Source organism: Streptomyces mirabilis, assembly GCF_018310535.1.
Lineage (GTDB): Bacteria > Actinomycetota > Actinomycetes > Streptomycetales > Streptomycetaceae > Streptomyces.
This window is the reverse complement of the sequence record NZ_CP074102.1, coordinates 5,213,305-5,232,089: the sequence shown is the minus strand read 5'-3', so window position 1 is coordinate 5,232,089 and position 18,785 is coordinate 5,213,305. Positions and strand designations below refer to the sequence as shown.

The following is an 18,785-nucleotide window of genomic DNA, read 5'->3' as shown; positions in this document are numbered from 1 at the left end:
GTGCCCCGCTTCAGCGTCATCGTCCCCGTCTTCAAGGTGCAGGGCTTTCTGCGCGAGTGCCTCGACTCGGTCCTGGACCAGTCGTACACCGACATCGAGGTGATCGCGGTCGACGACTGCTCGCCGGACGGCTGCGGCGCGATCCTCGACGAGTACGCGGCCCGCGAACCGCGTCTGCGGGTGCTGCACCTGCCGCAGAACGTGGGCCTCGGCCGCGCCCGCAACGCCGCAATGCCGTACGCGACGGGGGACTTCCTCTTCTTCCTCGACAGCGACGACACCCTCACGCCGGGCGCCCTGCGCGCCATGGCCGACCGCCTCGACGAGACGGCCGACCCCGATGTGCTGGTCTTCGACTACGCACGCACCTACTGGTGGGGCGGTACGCGCCGCAACGTCCTCGCGCAGGTGCTGGCCGAGGGCGGCGACGGCTGCTTCACGGCCGCCGAACACCCTGAGATCCTTGACCTGTTGATGGTCGTGTGGAACAAGGTCTACCGCCGCGCGTTCGTCGAGCGGGAGGGCTTCACCTTCCCGCCCGGCTACTACGAGGACACCCCCTGGACCTTCCCGGTCCTGCTGAGCGCGGAGCGGATCGCCACCCTGGACCGGATCTGCCTGAACTACCGGCAGCGCCGCCAGGGCAACATCCTGTCCACCACCAGCCGCAAGCACTTCGACATCCACGACCAGTACGAGCGGGTCTTCGCCTTCGTCGACTCCCGCCCGCAGCTGTCGAGCTGGCGCCCGTTCCTGCACCGCAAGATGGGCGAGCACTGTCTGGACATCCTCGCCAAGCCGGACCGGCTGCCCGCGTCCGACAAGGGCGAGTTCTTCCGGCGTACGGCCGCCCTCTTCCGCAAGCACCAGGGCGGCGGCCCGGTGCCGCGCGAACTGCGCCTCCTTCAGGGCGGTTACGTGACCTACCTCGCCCGGCGCCAGTCCGGCCGGCTCGGCGCGGAACTCGGGCGGCGCGGGCTCCAGGTGCGCAGGGCGGCGGCCACCCAGGTCAAGAGCGGCTGGTCCGCGGCGTACGAGCACCGGCCGCTGGACCCGGACCTCGCGGTGTACTCGGCGTTCTCGCACCGCGGGGTGCTCGGCGACCCGGGCGCGATCTATCACGCGGCGCGCGAACTCGCCACGCACGTCCGGGGCGTGTGGGTGGTGCGCGAGGACCAGGTGCCGCTGCTGCCGCCCGGCGTCGAGTACGTCCTGCCGGACTCGCTCGGCTACCGGAGGGTCACCGCCCGCGCCACCTATCTGATCAACAACGTCAACTGGCCCGGCACCCTGGTCAAGCGCGCGGGCAGCGTCCATGTGCACACCCACCAGGGCACCCCGCTGAAGTACATGGGAGCCGACCTGCGCGACAAGCCCGGCGCCCGGCACGGCTTCGACGTACCGCAGATGCTGCGCCGTGCCGACCGCTGGGACTACAGCCTGGTCGCCAACCGCCACTCCGAACTGGTCTGGGACCGCGCCTACCCCTGCCACTTCACCTCGCTGCGCACCGGCAGCCCCCGCAACGACGTCCTCGTACGGGCCCGGCCCGAGGACGGTGCGGCGGTCCGCGCCCGCCTAGGCATCCCGGCCGGCCACCGGGTGGTGCTGTACGCGCCGACGCGCCGCGACTACGTCCGCGGCGGGCTCGTCGACCGGATCGACCTCGCCCGGTTCGCCGACGACCTCGGCGAGGGCCACACCCTCCTCGTACGGCTGCACCCCTCGCTCACGGACGGCCCCTCGCGCGGGATGGGCCTGTCCGAGCTGCACCGGCGCGGGGTCGTGCTCGACGCGACCGACGAGCCGCACGTCGAGGACCTGATGCTCGCCTCCGACGTGCTGGTCACGGACTACTCGGCCCTGATGTTCGACTACGCCAACCTGGACCGGCCGATCGTGATCCACGCGGACGACTGGGGGGCGTACGCCGCGAGCCGGGGCGCGTATTTCGACATCACGGCCGACGCGCCGGGCCATGTGGCCGGCTCCTACCGGGAGTTGGCGTGGATGTTCGCGTCCGGGTCCTGGCGGGACGAGGAGTCGGCACGGCTGCGGGCCGGGTTCCGGGCGCGGTTCTGCGCCTTCGACGACGGGCGGGCCGCCGAGCGGGTGGTACGGACGCTGATGCTCGGCGAGCGCGTCGAGCACCCGGGGTCGGTGGCAGTGGCGGTAGTGCCCGCGCAGGCGGGACACGACGTCCTCACGTCGTCGTGAGCGCCCTCATGACCGTCCTCGGCCCGTTCGTGAAGCCGCGCCCGCTCCGGTTCTGGGTGGTCGTCCTGGCCGTCGTGTTCGCCCTGCTCCAGCTCGCGAACGTCACCGGCCGCGACACCCCCGACACCAAGAACTACCTCTCGTACGCCCTGAGTCTGCGTGGCGCGAGCAAGCACGAGGCGGCCGCGGCTACCATCGACTACGCCTGCGCCGGCCGGGCGTCCATCGCGCGCCGCGACCAGAGCGTCAACGTCGTCCACTTCCGCGAGCCGAGCCCGGCCGGGCAGGTCGTCGAGGAGTGCCGGCGCGACCAGTGGGGGTGGGTTTCGAAGCGGCTGAGCGCCGGGCAGACGGCGGGCCACACCGTGCCGTTCATGCCGCCGCGCTTCATGCGGATCTTCGAGGCGCGCCCCGGCTACCCGGTCTTCCTGGTCCCCTTCATCACCGTCCTCGGTGTGAAGTGGGGCCTGTGGACGTCGAGTGTCCTCATCACGGTCACCGGGGGCGTACTCGCCTTCCTGGTGCTGCGCACCCTGCGCGCCCCCGCCGTCGCGGCGCTGACCGGACAGGCCCTCTTCTACGTCCTGCCGTGCGGCACGACCGCCATGCGGCCCATGACCGAGGGCCTGCTGCTGACCCTGACGCTGGCCGCGCTGTGGGGCTGCGCACTCGCTCTGGAGGGCCGGACGCGGGCCGCGACCGCGCTGGTCGGCGGGTCCCTGGCCGCGCTCTTCGCCGTCAAGCACTCGCAGGCCCTGTTCCTCGGGCTGTGCCTGGCGGGCGCCTGCGCGGTACTCGGCATCCGGCGCGGAGGGGTCCGGCAACCGCTGCGCAGGCTCGCGCGGCCGCTGCGGGAGGTGGGGGTGGTGGCGGCCTGCGGGGTGGCCGTCACCCTGCTCGCGGCGAAGGTGCTGGGCTACCCGTCCGAGTCGGAGTCCCTCCAGGACCTGCTCACGGCCCATTTCTCCCGGCCCGACCGCAGCCGCCCGTGGCCGGAGTTCCTGGACCTGGAGGCCAACTTCTGGGTGGAGTGGCTGCGCCGCGAGCTCTGGGAGCCGTTCTTCCTGACGGCTCTGCTGGCCGGGGCCTGGGGCGCGCTGCGGCAGCGTCCGGCCTTCGGGGTGTTCCTGGTCGCGGGCGCGCTCACCGGCGTCCTCAACCAGGCCGCACACCCCGACATCAACATCTACGGCGACCGGCTGATCGTGCTGGCGTGGGTGCTGCCGGTGGTGGGACTTCCGCTGCTGCTGGAACAGGTCGTACGGCCGCGGGTGCGGGGTCTGGACACGGTGCCGGGCCCTCTTCGGGCGGACGCGGGGCTGAACACCGCCAGGGACGCCGGAATGGACGCCGGAATGGACGCCGGGATGGACGCCGGAGTCGCTCGATGAGGTGAAGTTCGGCACAGCCGTTGACTTCGGTGGGCATATACGACAAATGACCCGAACAGCTCAGACCGAGGGCGCCCTCCTCGTCCGGCGGACCGCCCGCGGCGCGACCGCGCTGCACGGCGCCCCCTGGCGCCCCACGCCCTATCAGGTCTTCGGCGGACTGTTCTGGCTGGTGCTGTGCCTCGCCTCCTGGCGGGTGCCGATGTGCTGCGACTTCGGCCAGCACGCGGCGGTCGTCGAGCGCCTCAGGGCGAATCTCCTGCATCCGGCCCATCCGACGGCGGACCTGCCGGGCGAGGGCAGCCCCTTCTACTCGCCGTACACCGTGGCGCAGGGCGCCTTCGCCCGGCTGACGGGCCTCGCGGGCTGGGAGGTGGTCCGGCTCTCGGTGCCGCTGAACCTGCTGGTGCTGCTGACGGGGATCGGCCGCTTCGTCCGCGTCCTGACCCCCCGCCGCCCCTGGGCCCCGGTGTGCGCGCTGCTCGCGATGGTGCTGCTGTGGGGTACCGAGCGGGCCTGGTCGAGCGGCTACCTCGGGCTGATGTCGATGACGGGGAACCTCGGCTATCCGTCGACGTTCGCCATCGGACTCACCTTCTGGGCCTGGGCTCTCACGGGCACGCTCGCGGGAGGGATCGGCGGCCCGGTCCGGTACGTCGGCCCGAGCGGGCTGCGGAGCCTGTCCGGGTACAAGGGGCTCGGCGTCCTCTACGGGCTGATCCTGCTCGTCCATCCGATCACCGCGTCGGCGGCGGCGCTCGGAGCGGTGGCGTTCGTGGCCGGGTGGCAGCGGGGATGGCGGGCCGCCGTGGCGGCCCGGTGGGCGATCACGGCGGCGGCGGCGCTGCTGACCGCCCACCTCTGGCCGTACTTCGACGTCCTCACGCTGCCCGGGGACCACAGCATGGACTCGATGCACCGGCGGCTGTACGCGGGGGTGCCCGGGCACTTCTGGCTGGCACTGATCGGAGTACCGGCACTGTGGCTGCGCGCGCGGCGCTCCTGGCGGGACCCACTGGTGCTGATGTTCGCGCTGGACTGCCTGGCGGTGGCGTACGGCTGGGTCAGCGGGCACTACACCTACGGCAGGATCCTGGGACTCGCGCTCGTGGCACCGCAGTTCGCGCTCGCGATCGAACTGGCGGCGGCGCGGCCGTGGCCGGTGTGGCGGCGGGCGCTGGGCGTGATGGCAGCCGTCGGCGCCTGCGTCGGTTTCCTCACGGTGCAGGCCGGTGCCGTCGTACCGCGTTCACTCGATCCGGTGAGATTCGACCAGCCGCCGCGCTGGCCCTCGTACGACTGGGCGGCGCGGCACATCAAGCCCGGCGAGGTGGTGATCGCCGACGGGTACTACGCCGCCCGCCTGATCCCGGGCTACGGCCCGAACCTGGCCGCGCCCGTGTGGCCGGACGCGGGACTGGACGAACGGGAGCGGGTACGGCGGCTCACGGCCGTCCGAGGCTATCTCGACCCCACGTCGACGCGCGCCGGGCGCTCCGCGGTGGTGCGGCGGTATCACGTGCGGTGGCTGTTGCTGACCCGGGAACGTCGGGTGCCGGAGGAGGCGACGGTGGTGGCCTGGAGTTCTCAGACCGGCGAGGTGCTGGCTCGGGTGGGGGCGTGCGTCAAGGGGTGTTCGGAGACTGCGGGCAGTGGGGGCCGAACGCGCAGTTCCCCGCACCCCTGGAGGGGCACGGGGCGCGGGGCGCGTTTCACGACCTCAACGGAACTCTCCCGAACTACTCGATGACGAGCTCGACCGGGATGTTGCCGCGGGTGGCGTTGGAGTAGGGGCAGACCTGGTGGGCCTGCTCGACCAGCTTGCGGCCGGTGGCCTCGTCCACGGAATCGGGGAGCTCGACGCGGAGCGTGACGGCCAGGCCGAAGCCCTCGCCCTGCTTGCCGATGCCGACTTCACCGGTCACCGCGGCCTCGCTGACGTCGACCTTCGCGGCGCGGCCGACGAGGCCGAGGGCGCTGGCGAAACAGGCGGCGTAGCCGGCGGCGAACAGCTGCTCGGGGTTGGTGCCCTGGCCACTGCCACCCATCTCCACCGGGATGGCCAGCTGGAGGTCGAGCTTGCCGTCGGAGCTGACGGCGCGGCCCTCGCGGCCGTGGGTGGCGGTGGCGACAGCGGTGTAGAGCGCGTCCATGGAGACCATCCCTCTCAAGTCAAGGTCTTGCCGGGGCGGCCGGTCCGACCGCCTCACGGCCTCAATTAGAGCACGCAATTCAATTGTGCACAACTTAATGGCGGGCAAGAGCTATCCTGGAGTCATGACCGCCATGCCGACCCCGAGCCCCCAGGCCCCGTCCGACGGGGACTACCTCCGTCTCGACCAGCAGATCTGCTTCTCCCTGAACGCCGCCTCACGCGCCTTCGGGGGCGTCTACCGGGTGATCCTCAAGGACCTCGGGCTCACCTACCCCCAGTACCTGGTGATGCTGGTGCTGTGGGAGCACGGCGAGCTGCCCGTGAAGAAGGTCGGCGAACATCTGCGGCTCGACTCCGGGACGCTGTCCCCGCTGCTCAAGCGGCTGGAGACGGCCGGTCTTGTGCGTCGGGAGCGCAGCGCGGTGGACGAGCGCTCCGTGCACGTCCATCTCACGGACGAGGGCACGGCCCTGCGCGAGCGTGCGCTGCTCGTGCCGCGCCGGATCGCCGTGGCGACGGGCGCGAACCTCGAGGAGATCCGGGAGCTGCAGGCGCGGCTCGACCGGCTCACGGCGGCGCTGGACGCGGCGGCGCTCGACCCCGCGACCCTGGACGCGGCCGGCGCGGACGTCTCCTAGGCCACCCCTAGGCCACTCCTAGGCCCTGTCGTCAAATTCTCGTCGTCCGCCCGGAGGGTGGGCATGGCGTCGCGGGGCAGACGGGAATTTGACGACAGGGCCTGGGGTCCGATCCGCCGGACAGGCCCTAGCGGTGGCGTACGTACAGACGAAGGGTGACGCCCCTGCGGACGATCTGCTCGCGCAGGGTGAATTCCCGGGCGAGTACGGCGCGTTTGGTGTCCTCGGTCGCGACCGAGGTGTCCGGATGCCAGTGCGGCCGGAACACGAACGGTTCGCAGATCAGCCACACCCGGTCGAGCCGGTCGAGCCGGCTGCGCAGTTCGCGCGGGCCCACTTCCGTCCCGTACAGCGTCCCGGACACTGTGGCGGACGTCTTCAGGGCGACATCGCGCACCCCGCGGAAGCCCGCCGGATAGGCCAGCGCCGAGCGGCGTGTGAGCGACGGCAGGTACAACACCGGATCGCCGGGCCGCAGTTCACGACCGGCGGCGGCGGAGACGGCGGCGAGGTTGTCGGGACGGCGGGCGGGGTCGCGGTCCTTGCGGAGCAGGGGGAACTGGACGGCGAGGACAAGGGAGATGGCGAGGACACCGGCGAGGGCGACGAGGCGGGGAGCCGCGGCGCTCGGCAGCCGCGACACCCATCCGGTCAGCCGCTCCGCCCCCGCCGCCGCCAGCAGCGGCGCCCCCGCCAGCGCGTACAGCACATACCGCTCGTCGTACAGCGGGCGGAAGCGGGAGACCGCGATCAGGACCGTCGGCGGGACCAGCAGCAGCGGCAGGGCGACCGCCAGGAGGGTCACCTCGCCGCGTCGCGGGAACGGGCGCCACAGGGCGAGTGCGATCAGGAACAGGTAGGGCACGAACACCAGTTGGGCCTGACTGAGGAAGGCGTGGATCAGATGGTCCACGCTCTTCCGGTTCGGCACCGCCAGCCATGCCACCTGCGCCGACTGCCGGTGGGAGACGAGCGCGAGCGGCGACAGGACGAGCAGCGTGGCCCCCGCCGCGACACCCCATCGCCACCACACCCGCCACGGCATCCGCGCCAGCGCCAGGGTCGTGCCGTGCGCGAGCAGGAGGAGTACGGCGAACTCGTGCAGCAGGCAGGTGACGGCCATGGTCACGCCGTACGCCCACCAGCCCCTGTCCCCGCGCAGGGCCCTCACGAGGAGCAGGGTCGCCGCCGTCGCCCCGGCCGCGACCAGGGCGTACGAGCGGCCCTCCTGGGCGAAGTGCCCGGCCAGGGGGGTGACCGCGTACAGCAGTCCCGCCCAGAGGCCGACGCGGGGGTTGCACAGGCGGATCCCGAGGGCGGCGACGAGACCCGCGGTCGCGGCGGCGCCGGCGACCGAGGGCAGGCGCAGGGCGACCTCGCTGGGGGCGGGGACGAGGACGAGATGCATGAAGAGGTAGTACAGACCGTGCACCGCGTCGACGTGGTGCAACAGATGCCAGATCTGCGGAACCGAGCGCCGCGCGACCTGATAGGTGGCCGCCTCGTCGCGCCACATGCCCCCGCGGTCGAGCCTCCAGAGCCCGAGCGCGAGCATGACGACCACGGGCAGCACCACGGCGACGACCCGCGCCACGGGCTCGGCCGAGACCTCCGGGGCCTCCCGGCGACCGGCGCCGGACCGTTTCATTAACACCTTTACCCCCATGTCCAAATTCTTACTATTAACTAACCTTCGTTAGCTCTTAATGACGTATCGGTCCCCTTGAGGCATCCGAGAGCTTACGATCCGGCCTTGATGAGCGCATACCTGAGCCCCCGAGGCCGATCCCGCCTGTTCCCCCTCGCCGCCGCCTGGGCGGCGACCCGCGCCCTGATGCTGTGGCTGCTCGCGCACGACGACCTCTCCGTGCTGGGCGGCGGCGGGGTCTCCCGCGAGGTGAGTCACCTCTACTTCCGCTGGTACGAGACCCTGTCGCACGGCGCCTATCCGGCGGGCGACCGGCTGTGGCAGTACCCGCCGGGCGCGGGCCCCGTACTGCTCTCGCCCGGGCTGCTGCCGGGCCTGACGTACCCGCACGCCTTCGTGGCCCTGACGCTCGTCGCGGACGCCGTGATCGTGCTGGCCCTGGCGCGCGCGGGCAGCAGACCCGGCCGCAGCCTGCGCGGCGCGGCCCTGTGGACGCTGGGCCTGCCGTTGCTGCTGCACATCCCGCTCGCCCGCTACGACGTACAGGTCACGGCGCTCGCCGTCGTCTCCCTGCTGGCGCTGAAGCGCTTCCCGCGCACGGGCGGCGCGTTCGCCGCGCTCGGCGCCCTGGTGAAGGTCTGGCCCGCGCTCGCCCTCATCGGCACGCCCCGGGGCCGTACGACCCGGGAGGCCTGGACGGCGGCGGCGCTCACGGCGGTCTCCCTGCTCACCGTCCTCGCGACGGCCTTCAGCGACCCCTTCGACTTCCTGCGCCAGCAGGGCGGCCGGGGCGTGCAGATCGAGTCGCTCGGCGGCACGGTGCTCGGCTTCGCACGCCACGCGGGCTGGCCGGGCAGCGTGCGCTACCAATACGGCGCGATGGAGTTCGTGGGCCCCTACGTCCAGACCGTCGCGACCCTCTCGCTCGCCCTGACGGCCGTCTCCTTCGCGCTCCTGCTGCTGTGGCGGGTGCGCGCACGGCACTGGACTGCGGCGACCCCGTACGACGCCGCGTTCGCCGCCGTGCTGATGTTCACGGTGACGAGCCGGGTGATCAGCCCCCAGTACATGGTGTGGCTGCTCGGTCTGGCCGCCGTGTGCCTGACCTCGCGGCACACCACACAGCGCCCGGTGGCGGCGCTCGTCGTCGCGGCGACGGCGGTCAGCTCCGTGGCCTACCCTGCCCTGTACAGGGAGGTCATCGACAGCACATGGACGGGCTGTTTGCTCATGCTCATCCGCAACGGTCTGCTGGCGGCCGCGGCGGTGCTGTCCTTCACCCGTCTCTGGCACTCCGGACTTCCCGTGCTCGTGGCGGACCGGCCGGAAGACGACACACAGAAACGGAACCCCCACCCGATTCCTGTCGTCTTCCGGTCCGGATATTAAGTACCTCTTAACGGAAAATTACTGTCAAGCCCTACGATTTCGGCCCGTGGATCCTATGAAACCTCACCACTCGCAGGTCTGTGTCGTCGTCATCGGTTACAACGACGCCGACCACGTGACGGACGCGGTGCGTTCGGCACTCGCTCAGGGCCCGGCCGTCCGGGAGGTGCTCGCCGTCGACGACCGCTCGACCGACGGCAGCGTCGACCTCCTCGACCGCCTCGCCGCCGATGAGCCGCGCGTGAAGGTCATACGCCGCTCCGAGAACAGCGGCGGCTGCGGCAGCCCCCGCAACGACGGCATCGACGCGGCCACCGCCCCGTACGTGATGTTCCTGGACAGCGACGACGTGCTGCCGCCGGGCGCCGTGGACGCGCTGCTCGAAGCGGCGCGGGCACAGCGCACGGAGGTCGCGGCGGGTCTGTGCGTACGCCGCGAACTGCCCTCGGGCCGCGAGGTCCCCTGGGAGCGCGACCTGTACGCGAAGCCCGCGCTGATCCCCCACCCGTCACAGCGGCCCCGTCTGGTCCACGACACGCTGTGCGTCAACAAGCTGTACCGAACCGACTTCCTTCGTGAACACGCGATCCGCTTCCCCGAGGGCCGTCACCCCTACGAGGACTTCGTGTTCACCGCGCGCGTGCTGGCCGCCGGACCGCGCATCGCACTGATCCCCGACACGGTGTACGTGTGGCATGTGCGGCGCGGCGCCCAGCAGTTGTCGATCTCGCTGGACCGCGCGGACATCGAGAACTGGCGCTCCCGCACCGAGGCGCACCACACGGCGTACGAGATCCTGCTCGGCGCCGGTGAGAAGCAGCTCGCCCGGGCCGCCAACGCCAAATTCCTCGACCATGAACTGCGCATGTACGCCCGCGAGTTGGAGCTGCGCGACGCCGACTACCGGCGGGCCTGGTGGGAGCTCACGCGCACGTACCTGTCGACGTTCGACGCCGGCGACTTCACCGTCAACCCGACCGCCCCGGGCCGGCTGATCGCCCGTGTCGTGCTCGCCTCCGAAGAGCCCCGCGACCTGCCCCGCCTCAAGGAACTCGCCGCCCGCCCGGCCCGGTTGCGCCCGCCGTACGCCCGCGACGCCGACGGCACGCCCGTCTGGTCGGACGACCTCCCCCAGGTCACGCTGGACCACTACCTGGAACGCCCCGCGCACGTGCTGCCCGCCGCGGTCGACGCGGAACTGCGTCCCCAGGCGCGTGCGGCACGGCTGCGGCTGCGCCTGCACGACCTGTACGGACGGCTCGCCGAGGCCGGTCCGGCCTCGGCGGACGTGGAGTTCGTGCACCGGGACGAGGGGCGGGTCGGGCTGAGCCTGCCGGTCGAGCTGGCGCAGGACGCGGACCGGGGCACCTGGTCGGGCGAGCTGCCGGTGGACCTGTCGGCGCTGGGCTCGGGCACCTGGGACCTGCGGCTGCGGGTTCACTACCGTGACGGTTCGAGCCGGGACGTCACCGCGCACGCGGTCGGCGGCGGGGGCCTGCTGCGTCGCCGCGCGGTCGCGAACCTGCGCTACGGCGTCCTGCTGGTGCAGCCGTACCGCACCCACGCGGGGGCGCTGGCGCTGCGTCTGGCGCCCGGATGGAGAGGAATGACCGACGTGGTGCGGCGTCGGCTCAAGCGCCTGCTTCACTGATACGCGAGCGTCTCGGCGATCTCACCGGCGCTGCTCGCACACCTCACGGCACCGATCTCACACCGATTCACACCGATTCGCACCGATCTCACACTGATCTCACTCCCGAGGGGACGACCGTTCATGACCTGGCTGATCACCGGCGGCGCCGGCTACATCGGGGCGCACGTGGTGCGCGCGATGCGGGACGCGGGCGAGCAGGCCGTGGTCTACGACGACCTGTCCACGGGCATCGCCGAGCGGGTTCCCTCCGACGTGCCGCTGGTGGTCGGCTCGACGCTGGACGCCGAGCTGCTGGCCCGCACGATCGAGGAACACGCGATCACCGGCGTGGTCCACCTCGCGGCGAAGAAGCAGGTCGGTGAGTCCGTCGACCTCCCGCTGCACTACTACCGCGAGAACGTCGAGGGCCTGCGGGTTCTCCTGGAGGCGGTGACGGCGGCGTCCGTCGGCTCCTTCGTGTTCTCGTCCTCCGCCGCGGTCTACGGCATGCCGGACGTCAACCTGGTGACGGAGGAGACCCCCTGCGCACCCATGAGCCCGTACGGCGAGACGAAGCTGGCGGGCGAGTGGCTGGTCCGTGCGACGGGCCGTGCCACGGGCCTGTCCACGGCGTCGCTGCGCTACTTCAACGTGGCGGGGGCGGCGACCCCCGAACTCGCCGACGTCGGTGTCTTCAACCTCGTCCCCATGGTCTTCGAGAAGCTCACGGAGGACGCGCCGCCGCGCATCTTCGGTGACGACTACCCGACGCCCGACGGGACGTGTGTACGGGACTACATCCACGTGGTGGACCTGGCGGAGGCCCACGTGGCCGCGGCCCGCGCCCTCGAGGCCTCGCCCGGGCGTGACCTGACCCTCAACATCGGTCGCGGAGAAGGCGTTTCGGTCCGCGAGATGATCGACCGGATCAACGCGATCACCGGCTACGACCGTCCCGCGGTCACCACACCGCGCCGCCCCGGCGACCCGGCGCGCGTCGTCGCCTCCGCCGACCGCATCGCGGTGGAACTGGACTGGAAGGCGAAGTACGACGTCCAGGACATGATCACGTCGGCATGGGCGGGGTGGGTACGGCTGCACCCCGGCGCGGCGCGCTCGTAGGGCTCGTCGGTCCAGGGCCCGTCGGTCCAGGCTCTGTCGGTCCAGGTCCTGTCTGGCGGACAGGACCTAGATCGAGACGGTGGTCTGCAGGGTCCGGCCCTGGCTCTGCTCGGATTCCAGCCGGGGAAAGGTGACGCCGGTCAGTTCCTCGGAGGCCGCCCACAGGCGGACCGCGGACACCGGATCGCTGGCTGCGGCCGAGCGCCCGACCAGTGTCGGCGCGCCGCGCATCTCGCCGAGCCCGTCGGGTCCCACATAGCTGGCGCCGGGCAGGTCCTGCGTCGCGGCGTACAGCGTGGGCAGGGCACCGGCCTTGTTGTCCTGGGCGATGAACCGGTTGCCCACCGCCATCAGCGTGCGCCGCAGCACGCTGGCGTCCCGGCCCTGGAGGCCGGTGGCGGCCCAGCCCGGGTGCGCGGCGAGGGCCCGTACGGACGACCCCGCGGCGGCCAGCCGGCTCTGGAGTTCCAGGGTGAACAGCAGGTTGGCGAGCTTGGACTGGCTGTAGGCGGCGACGGGCGAGTACTCGCCGGTCAGGTTCAGGTTCTCGAAGTGGATGCGGGGGGTGCCGGGCATCCTGTGTGCCCCCGAGGACACGGTGACCACCCGGTCGGTGAGGTGCGGCAGCAGCAGGTTCGTCAGGGCGAAGTGCCCCAGGTGGTTGGTCCCGAACTGCATCTCGAAGCCGTCCTTCGTGATGGCCTCGGGGATGTTCATGACGCCCGCGTTGTTGATCAGCAGATCGAGTTCGCCCCGCCAGGACGCGGCGAACTCGCGCACGGACGCGAGGTCCGCGAGGTCCAGTCGGCGCACCTCGACGCTTCCGTTGACGGTACGGGCGGCGGCCTCGCCGCGCTCCGGGTCGCGTACCGCGAGGACGACATGGGCGCCGGCCCGCGCGAGGGCGTCGACGGTGGCGATGCCGAGCCCGCTGTTGGCGCCGGTGACCACGGCCGTACGGCCGCGCTGGTCACCGATGCCGCCCGCGTTCCACTTGCTGTTCTGGTCAGCCGAGTGCTTGGTAGCCATACCCTGAATGTAGACGCCGACAACAATGATGTCAACGACAACAATGATGACGATGCCAACAAAGCTGGCAGCGCCAACAATGTAGTCGCCGGTTACATACCGGATAGACTGTCGGGCATGCAGACCAGCCCTCGCCGCTACCACCATGGAGACCTGCGCGCCGCACTGCTGACCCGCGCCGAGGAAACACTCGAGGAGAGGGGCCCCGGCGCCCTGTCCCTGCGCGAGCTGGCCCGCGACCTGGGCGTCAGTCACGCGGCCCCGAGCCGGCACTTCAAGGACAAGCAGGCCCTGCTGGACGCGCTGGCCCTGGCCGGCTTCGAACGGCTCCTGGCCACCCTGACCGCGTCGCAGGAGACCGCGGGCGAGTCCTTCGCCGACCGGCTCGGCGCCCTGGCCCGCACCTACGTGGGCTTCGCCACCGCCAACGCGGAACTCCTCGACCTCATGTTCGCCGTCAAGCACGACCCGGAGGCGTCCGAGGCCCTGGTCAAGGCCTCCCAGAGCATGGGGGGCCTGGCCGCGGAACTCATCACGGAGGCCCAGCGCAGGGGCGAGGTCCGCGAAGGACCCCTGGAAACCATCGCCATCCCGATCTTCAGCACCCTCAACGGCTTCGCGCGGCTCGCGGTCAGCGTCACCCTGCCCAGCGAAACCCTGGACAGGGACCTGGAGCACGTCATCGCCCACACCCTCCGCGGCTGCGCCCCGGACACCCCCGCACCGCGCTGACCCCATGCCCCGCCCTCAAGAACGCGCCATCGGCACCGTTCTCGGCTCCGCCGTGGGAGACGCCCTCGGCGCACCCTTCGAGTTCGGGCCCGAGGGAGCCTTCTCGGCCCGCTTCCCTGCCGCCGGGCACGGCGGGGAAATGTGCGGAGGGGGCGGCTGGGACCCGGGCGAGGCGACCGACGACACCCAGATGGCGGTGCTGGTCGGCGAGTCCCTGATGGACCACGACGCCCTCGAACTCCCCGACATCTTCCGCAGATTCCAGCGCTGGGCCGCCGCCGACCCCAAGGACATCGGCCTGCAGACCGAGGCCGTGCTCACCAGCGGAGACCCCTGGAACCTCGCCGCGGCCCTGCACTTCCAGGTCAGCCAACGGGCGGCCGGGAACGGGGCGTTGATGCGGGCGGCCACGTCCGCCGTGTACTTCGCGCGGCAGGGGCGGGACACCACCATGGAGGCCGGCCGCCGCATCGCCGCGCTCACCCACGGCGACCGCGCGGCGTGGGAAGGCACCGCGATCTTCCATGAGTTGATCCGGGTCGCGCTCGACGGCGGCGATCCGGTCGCCGCCGTACCGGAAGTCCTGGAGGCCGTGCATCCCGACCATCGGGCTCGGTACGCCGTCGTCCTCGCCGACGCCTGGCACCCCGATCAGGCCACGGAGTTCAACGGGGCGGTGTGGCCCTGCCTCGGCTCCGCACTGTGGGCGGTGCGGAGCACGAGCTCGTACGAGAACGCGGTGCGGGCCGCCGTCGATCTCGGCGGCGACACGGACACCGTCGCCGCCGTCACGGGCGGGCTGGCCGGAGCCGTCTACGGGGTGGGCGGGATTCCTGGGCCGTGGGTGGCGGCGCTGCACGTGCCGTTGCCGGGGTTCGGCGGGCGGGTGCTGGGGGCGGCCGAACTCGGCGTACTGGCCCGGCGGCTGGCCGGCTGAGGGCCGGCCGGTGGCCAGTCCGACGAGTGCCCGGTGCGGTTTACGAGTCCCTGTTGAGGTACGCCAGTACCGCGAGTACCCGGCGGTGGCCGCTGTCGCTCGGCGGCAGGCCCAGCTTCAGGAAGACGTTGCCGATGTGCTTGCTGACGGCGCGTTCCGTGACGACCATGGTCTTCGCGATGGTCGTGTTGTCGCGGCCTTCGGCCATCAGCTTCAGGACCTCGCGCTCGCGGGGCGTGAGCGTGTCGAGCGGGTCGTCACGGCGGCGGGTGAGGAGCTCGGTGACCACCTCGGGGTCGAGAGCCGTACCGCCCGTCGCGACCCGGTCGAGCGCGTCGAGGAACTCGTCGACCCTGCCCACCCGGTCCTTGAGCAGATAGCCGACCCCGCTCGCACCACCGCCGAGCAGTTCGGCGGCGTACGACTCCTCGACGTACTGGGAGAGCACGAGCACCGGCAGGCCGGGGATCTCCTTGCGTGCCTCCAGGGCCGCGCGCAGGCCCTCGTCGCGGAAGCCCGGCGGCATCCGGACGTCGAGCACGGCGACGTCCGGCCGGTGCTTGAGGAGGGCGGGCAGCACCTCGGGGCCGCTGCCCGCGACAGCCACGACCTCGTGCCCGGCGGAGGTCAGCAGCAGCACCATCCCCTCCCGCAGGAGGGCGTTGTCCTCGGCGATCACCACACGCACGGCGGCCTCGTCTCCACTGTCCCGGTCACCACACGCACGGCAGCTCCACCTCGATCACGGTCGGCCCCCCGACGGGGCTGGTCATCAGCAGGGTCCCGTCGAGCGCGGCCACACGTCGCTGCATACCGAGCAGCCCGGAGCCGCCCCCCTCGCCCCCAGAGCCGAAAGCCTGGGAGGTGCCCCCAGCACCACCCTGCCCCTCGTCGGCGACCCGGACGCTCAGCCCGCCGCGCTTGCGCACCAGCCGCACCTCGGCGCGCTCGGATCCGCTGTGCTTGGCCGCGTTCGTCAGCGACTCGGCGACCACGAAGTACGCCGCCGCCTCGACCGCCGCCGGGGCCCGGGACCCGCTCTGCGCCCCGTCCTCCAGGCCGTCCACGACGACGGTGACGTCCAGCCCGCTGCTCGCGGCGAGCGCCCGTACGGCGCCGGCCAGTCCCCGGTCGGTGAGGATCGGCGGGTGGATGCCGCGGACGACGTGGCGCAGTTCGGTCAGCGCCTCCTCGGCCTGGCTCTGCGCGTCCTCGAGAAGTTTGAGCGCGGTCTCCGGGTCGCGTTCGTAGGCCCGCTTGGCGATGCCGATGCGCATCGACAGGGAGACCAGCCGGGCCTGCGTGCCGTCGTGCAGGTCGCGCTCGATGCGGCGCAGTTCGGCGCCGTGCGCGGCGATCGCACCGGCCCGGGTCTCGGTCAGCTCCTCGATCCGGACGGCGAGCAGCGCCTCCGGGGAGGGCTTGAGCAGGGCGGTGGACCAGGCGGCGTCGAGGTCCGCGAGCCGGCCGATCAGCGGCAGGACGAGCGGGGAACGGCCGAGCAGCCCCTGCCGTACGCCGTCGACGGGCAGGCCCAGCAGCCACAGCGGGGCGGTGAGCAGTCCGAGGAAGCCGTAGACGTAGTGGGAGATCATCCAGAGGAAGTCGCCGAGCGTGCCGGGGCCGCGGACCGCCGTGCGCAGTCGTTGCCGCAGCGGGCCCTCGATGGGCTGGTAGGCCTCGGGGATCACCTTGCCCGTCCACTGGGCCACCAGGTTCCGCTTGGCCCCGGCGATCCGCCGGATCAGCAGCACCGTCTCGGGCAGCAGCCCGGCGCCGACGACCGCGAGCGTCAGCGTGGCCGTGATCAGCAGCACGGTGATGAAGAGGATCGTGCCGAAGGCCAACGCGGCGGACATGACAAGGCCGGCCGTGGCCCGCGCCGCCTGCCGCACCGTCTCTCGCATGGGCACAGGTTAGGCGAACGGCAGCCACCGTGGGCGAACGGGTGACCTGGTGAGGTGTAGCGCACTGCACCAGGGGTTCGGGAGGGCGCTCCCTCGTGGCGGCGATCAGGCGGCGGCAGAGTCGATCTCAACGGGAAACACCCCGTCGACCTCGGAAGACAGGCCGCCCAAGGCCCCGTTGGAAGGAAACATCCTCAGCCCGACCCCTTTCGGCCGGTGCCCGAGTCCGCCCGTCGGACGGGCGCCCTCACAGCGCCCGCAGCGCCGCCGCCGTGGCCCGGGCCAGGCTCGCCAGGTACCCCTTCGGCAGCTTGGGCCCGCGGACCACCACCGCCCGCCAGTACAGCGGGCCCGACATGAGGTCGAGCGCGAGTTCCTGGTCGATCCCCTCGCGCACCTCGCCCCGCGCGGCCGCAGCCGCGACGATCCCGCTCGCCACTCCCTGCTGGCCTTCCCGCAGCGCCTTCTGCATGGCGTCCGCGATGTCGGGGTTGCGGGCCGCCTCCGCCTGGAGGTCCGGGATGATCTGGCCGGCCACGGGGTGGCGTAGCGCACGGGAGGTGACCTCGTACAGCAGGCGCAGGTCGCCCTCCAAGGAGCCCGTGTCGGGGGCGGGCAGTCCCTGGATCGCGATGGCGGAGACCAGGTCGAGCACCAGGTGCAGTTTCGAACGCCATCGCCGGTACACCGCCGTCTTGCCGACGCCCGCGCGGCGCGCGATGCCCTCGATGGACATGCGGGCGTAGCCGACGGCCGCGAGCTCCTCGAAGACGGCGGCCCGGATCGCCTCGGTCACGTCCTCGCGCAGCACGGCCGCCCCCGCCGGAGCCCTACGACGCGGGGCCTTCCCGGCAGCACTCCCCGCGTTCGCGGCGGCACTCGTGGTGTCGGCGTTCGTCGTCATGTCTTCCAGCATAGGGCGTTACGACGAAACGGTTGCGTTCCGACGTCGAGAAGCCATAGTCTCGCGTTGCGACGATACGGTCCCGTCCCGACGTAAGAAGCTGGCAAAGCGGCAGTTAAGAAACGTCAAGGACGGCCCGCGCATCCCACCCCCCGAGCGAAAGCAGCGGATGTGAGCCAGGTCCTCCACACACCGCCGACGTCGGTTCCCCCCACCGACGATCCCGCGGCGCTCGCCGCCCGGTACGGCCTCACCGTCAGCGGCGCCCGCCCGACCCTGCCGGAATACGTCCGCCAGCTCTGGGCACGGCGTCACTTCATCACCGCCTTCGCCACCGCCAAGCTCACCGCCCAGTACAGCCAGGCGAAGCTCGGCCAGGTCTGGCAGGTGGCGAACCCGCTGCTGAACGCGGCGGTCTACTACTTCATCTTCGGTGTGCTGCTCGGCACCAAGCACGGCGTGGCGGACTTCGTGCCGTTCCTGGTCACCGGCGTCTTCATCTGGACCTTCACGCAGAGCTCGATCATGGCGGGCACCCGGGCGATCTCCGGCAGCCTCGGCCTGGTCCGCGCCCTGCACTTCCCGCGGGCCGCGCTGCCGGTGTCGTACGCCATCCAGCAGCTCCAGCAGCTGCTGTTCTCGATGGCCGCGCTGGTCGTCATCCTGCTCTGCTTCGGCATTCCGGTGAGCGCGTCGTGGCTGCTCGTCGTGCCCATCCTGACGCTGCAGTTCGTCTTCAACGCGGGCGTGGCGATGGTCATGGCGCGCATGGGCGCCAAGACGCCGGACATCGCGCAGCTCATGCCGTTCGTGCTGCGCACCTGGATGTACGTCTCCGGTGTCATGTGGAGCATCGCCTCGACGCTCAAGCACAGCCACATGCCGCACTGGGCGATGGTCGCCCTGGAGAGCAACCCGGCCGCCGTCTACATCGACCTGACGCGCTACGCGCTGATCGACAGCTTCCACGCCCACCAGCTGCCGCACCACGTGTGGGCGCTGGCGATCGGCTGGGCGCTGCTCGCCGGAGTCGGCGGCTTCATCTACTTCTGGAAGGCCGAGGAGACGTACGGACGTGGCTGA

The 18,785-nt window shown here is 71.7% G+C and carries 16 protein-coding genes; 10 read left to right on the top strand and 6 right to left on the bottom strand.

Annotated features, from left to right (window positions below):
* Genes SMIR_RS23155 through SMIR_RS23145 form a run of 3 tightly spaced genes read left to right on the top strand, consistent with a single transcriptional unit; the run spans window position 1 to window position 5,358 of the window.
* Entirely contained in the window at window positions 1–2,217 is a 2,217-nt protein-coding gene (locus SMIR_RS23155) for a bifunctional glycosyltransferase/CDP-glycerol:glycerophosphate glycerophosphotransferase (protein WP_168492149.1), read from the top strand.
* 8 nt (window positions 2,218–2,225) lie between these two features.
* On the top strand, window positions 2,226–3,608 hold the full coding sequence (locus SMIR_RS23150; protein ID WP_168501065.1) for a hypothetical protein: 1,383 nt from the start codon (window positions 2,226–2,228) through the stop codon (window positions 3,606–3,608).
* A 46-nt stretch (window positions 3,609–3,654) separates the two neighbouring features.
* Window positions 3,655–5,358, top strand: a complete 1,704-nt coding sequence (locus tag SMIR_RS23145) for a hypothetical protein (protein WP_249938462.1) — start codon at window positions 3,655–3,657, stop codon at window positions 5,356–5,358.
* Here the strand turns inward: SMIR_RS23145 and SMIR_RS23140 are convergent.
* On the bottom strand, window positions 5,348–5,761 hold the full coding sequence (locus tag SMIR_RS23140) for an organic hydroperoxide resistance protein (protein ID WP_054229732.1): 414 nt from the start codon (window positions 5,759–5,761) through the stop codon (window positions 5,348–5,350). The two genes, SMIR_RS23145 and SMIR_RS23140, sit on opposite strands and share 11 nt — an antisense overlap.
* 124 nt (window positions 5,762–5,885) lie before the next feature.
* Here SMIR_RS23140 and SMIR_RS23135 point away from each other — a divergent pair, with 124 nt between their 5' ends.
* Window positions 5,886–6,401 carry a MarR family winged helix-turn-helix transcriptional regulator gene (locus SMIR_RS23135; protein WP_248002944.1) on the top strand — a complete coding sequence of 172 codons (516 nt, stop codon included), beginning with the start codon at window positions 5,886–5,888 and terminating at the stop codon, window positions 6,399–6,401.
* 127 nt (window positions 6,402–6,528) lie between these two features.
* On the opposite strand, the gene SMIR_RS23130 is transcribed toward SMIR_RS23135, so the two are convergent.
* Window positions 6,529–8,049, bottom strand: a complete 1,521-nt coding sequence (locus SMIR_RS23130; RefSeq protein ID WP_211118720.1) for a glycosyltransferase family 39 protein — start codon at window positions 8,047–8,049, stop codon at window positions 6,529–6,531.
* Between the two features lie 108 nt (window positions 8,050–8,157).
* Here SMIR_RS23130 and SMIR_RS23125 point away from each other — a divergent pair, with 108 nt between their 5' ends.
* The 3 genes from SMIR_RS23125 to galE all read left to right on the top strand — a co-directional run bounded on the left by SMIR_RS23125 (window position 8,158) and on the right by galE (window position 12,193).
* A complete protein-coding gene (locus SMIR_RS23125; protein ID WP_168492151.1) occupies window positions 8,158–9,438 on the top strand; it encodes a glycosyltransferase 87 family protein in 1,281 nt (426 codons plus the stop codon).
* A gap of 55 nt (window positions 9,439–9,493) precedes the next feature.
* Window positions 9,494–11,089, top strand: a complete 1,596-nt coding sequence (locus SMIR_RS23120) for a glycosyltransferase family 2 protein (protein ID WP_168501068.1) — start codon at window positions 9,494–9,496, stop codon at window positions 11,087–11,089.
* A gap of 123 nt (window positions 11,090–11,212) precedes the next feature.
* Complete coding sequence (gene galE, locus SMIR_RS23115; protein ID WP_101404865.1) at window positions 11,213–12,193, top strand: UDP-glucose 4-epimerase GalE; 981 nt, start codon at window positions 11,213–11,215, stop codon at window positions 12,191–12,193.
* 66 nt (window positions 12,194–12,259) lie between these two features.
* Here galE and SMIR_RS23110 read toward each other — a convergent pair whose 3' ends face one another.
* Window positions 12,260–13,222 (bottom strand): oxidoreductase, encoded by a 963-nt coding sequence (locus SMIR_RS23110; protein ID WP_168492153.1) that lies wholly within the window; start codon window positions 13,220–13,222, stop codon window positions 12,260–12,262.
* Window positions 13,223–13,339: 117 nt separating this feature from the next.
* Here SMIR_RS23110 and SMIR_RS23105 point away from each other — a divergent pair, with 117 nt between their 5' ends.
* Complete coding sequence (locus SMIR_RS23105) at window positions 13,340–13,954, top strand: TetR/AcrR family transcriptional regulator (protein WP_168492155.1); 615 nt, start codon at window positions 13,340–13,342, stop codon at window positions 13,952–13,954.
* Window positions 13,955–13,958: 4 nt separating this feature from the next.
* Window positions 13,959–14,891 carry an ADP-ribosylglycohydrolase family protein gene (locus SMIR_RS23100; protein ID WP_168492157.1) on the top strand — a complete coding sequence of 311 codons (933 nt, stop codon included), beginning with the start codon at window positions 13,959–13,961 and terminating at the stop codon, window positions 14,889–14,891.
* Between the two features lie 40 nt (window positions 14,892–14,931).
* On the opposite strand, the gene SMIR_RS23095 is transcribed toward SMIR_RS23100, so the two are convergent.
* The 3 genes from SMIR_RS23095 to SMIR_RS23085 form a co-directional block, all read right to left on the bottom strand.
* The gene (locus tag SMIR_RS23095; protein WP_168492159.1) at window positions 14,932–15,579 is read right to left on the bottom strand and encodes a response regulator transcription factor; all 648 of its coding nucleotides are present in this window, start codon (window positions 15,577–15,579) and stop codon (window positions 14,932–14,934) included.
* Window positions 15,580–15,604: 25 nt separating this feature from the next.
* On the bottom strand, window positions 15,605–16,798 hold the full coding sequence (locus SMIR_RS23090; protein ID WP_168492161.1) for a sensor histidine kinase: 1,194 nt from the start codon (window positions 16,796–16,798) through the stop codon (window positions 15,605–15,607).
* A gap of 247 nt (window positions 16,799–17,045) precedes the next feature.
* Entirely contained in the window at window positions 17,046–17,702 is a 657-nt protein-coding gene (locus SMIR_RS23085; protein ID WP_248002945.1) for a TetR/AcrR family transcriptional regulator, read from the bottom strand.
* 171 nt (window positions 17,703–17,873) lie between these two features.
* Between SMIR_RS23085 and SMIR_RS23080 the strand changes: the two genes are divergently transcribed.
* Window positions 17,874–18,785: an ABC transporter permease gene (locus tag SMIR_RS23080; protein ID WP_168492164.1), complete on the top strand. Its 912-nt coding sequence runs from the start codon at window positions 17,874–17,876 to the stop codon at window positions 18,783–18,785.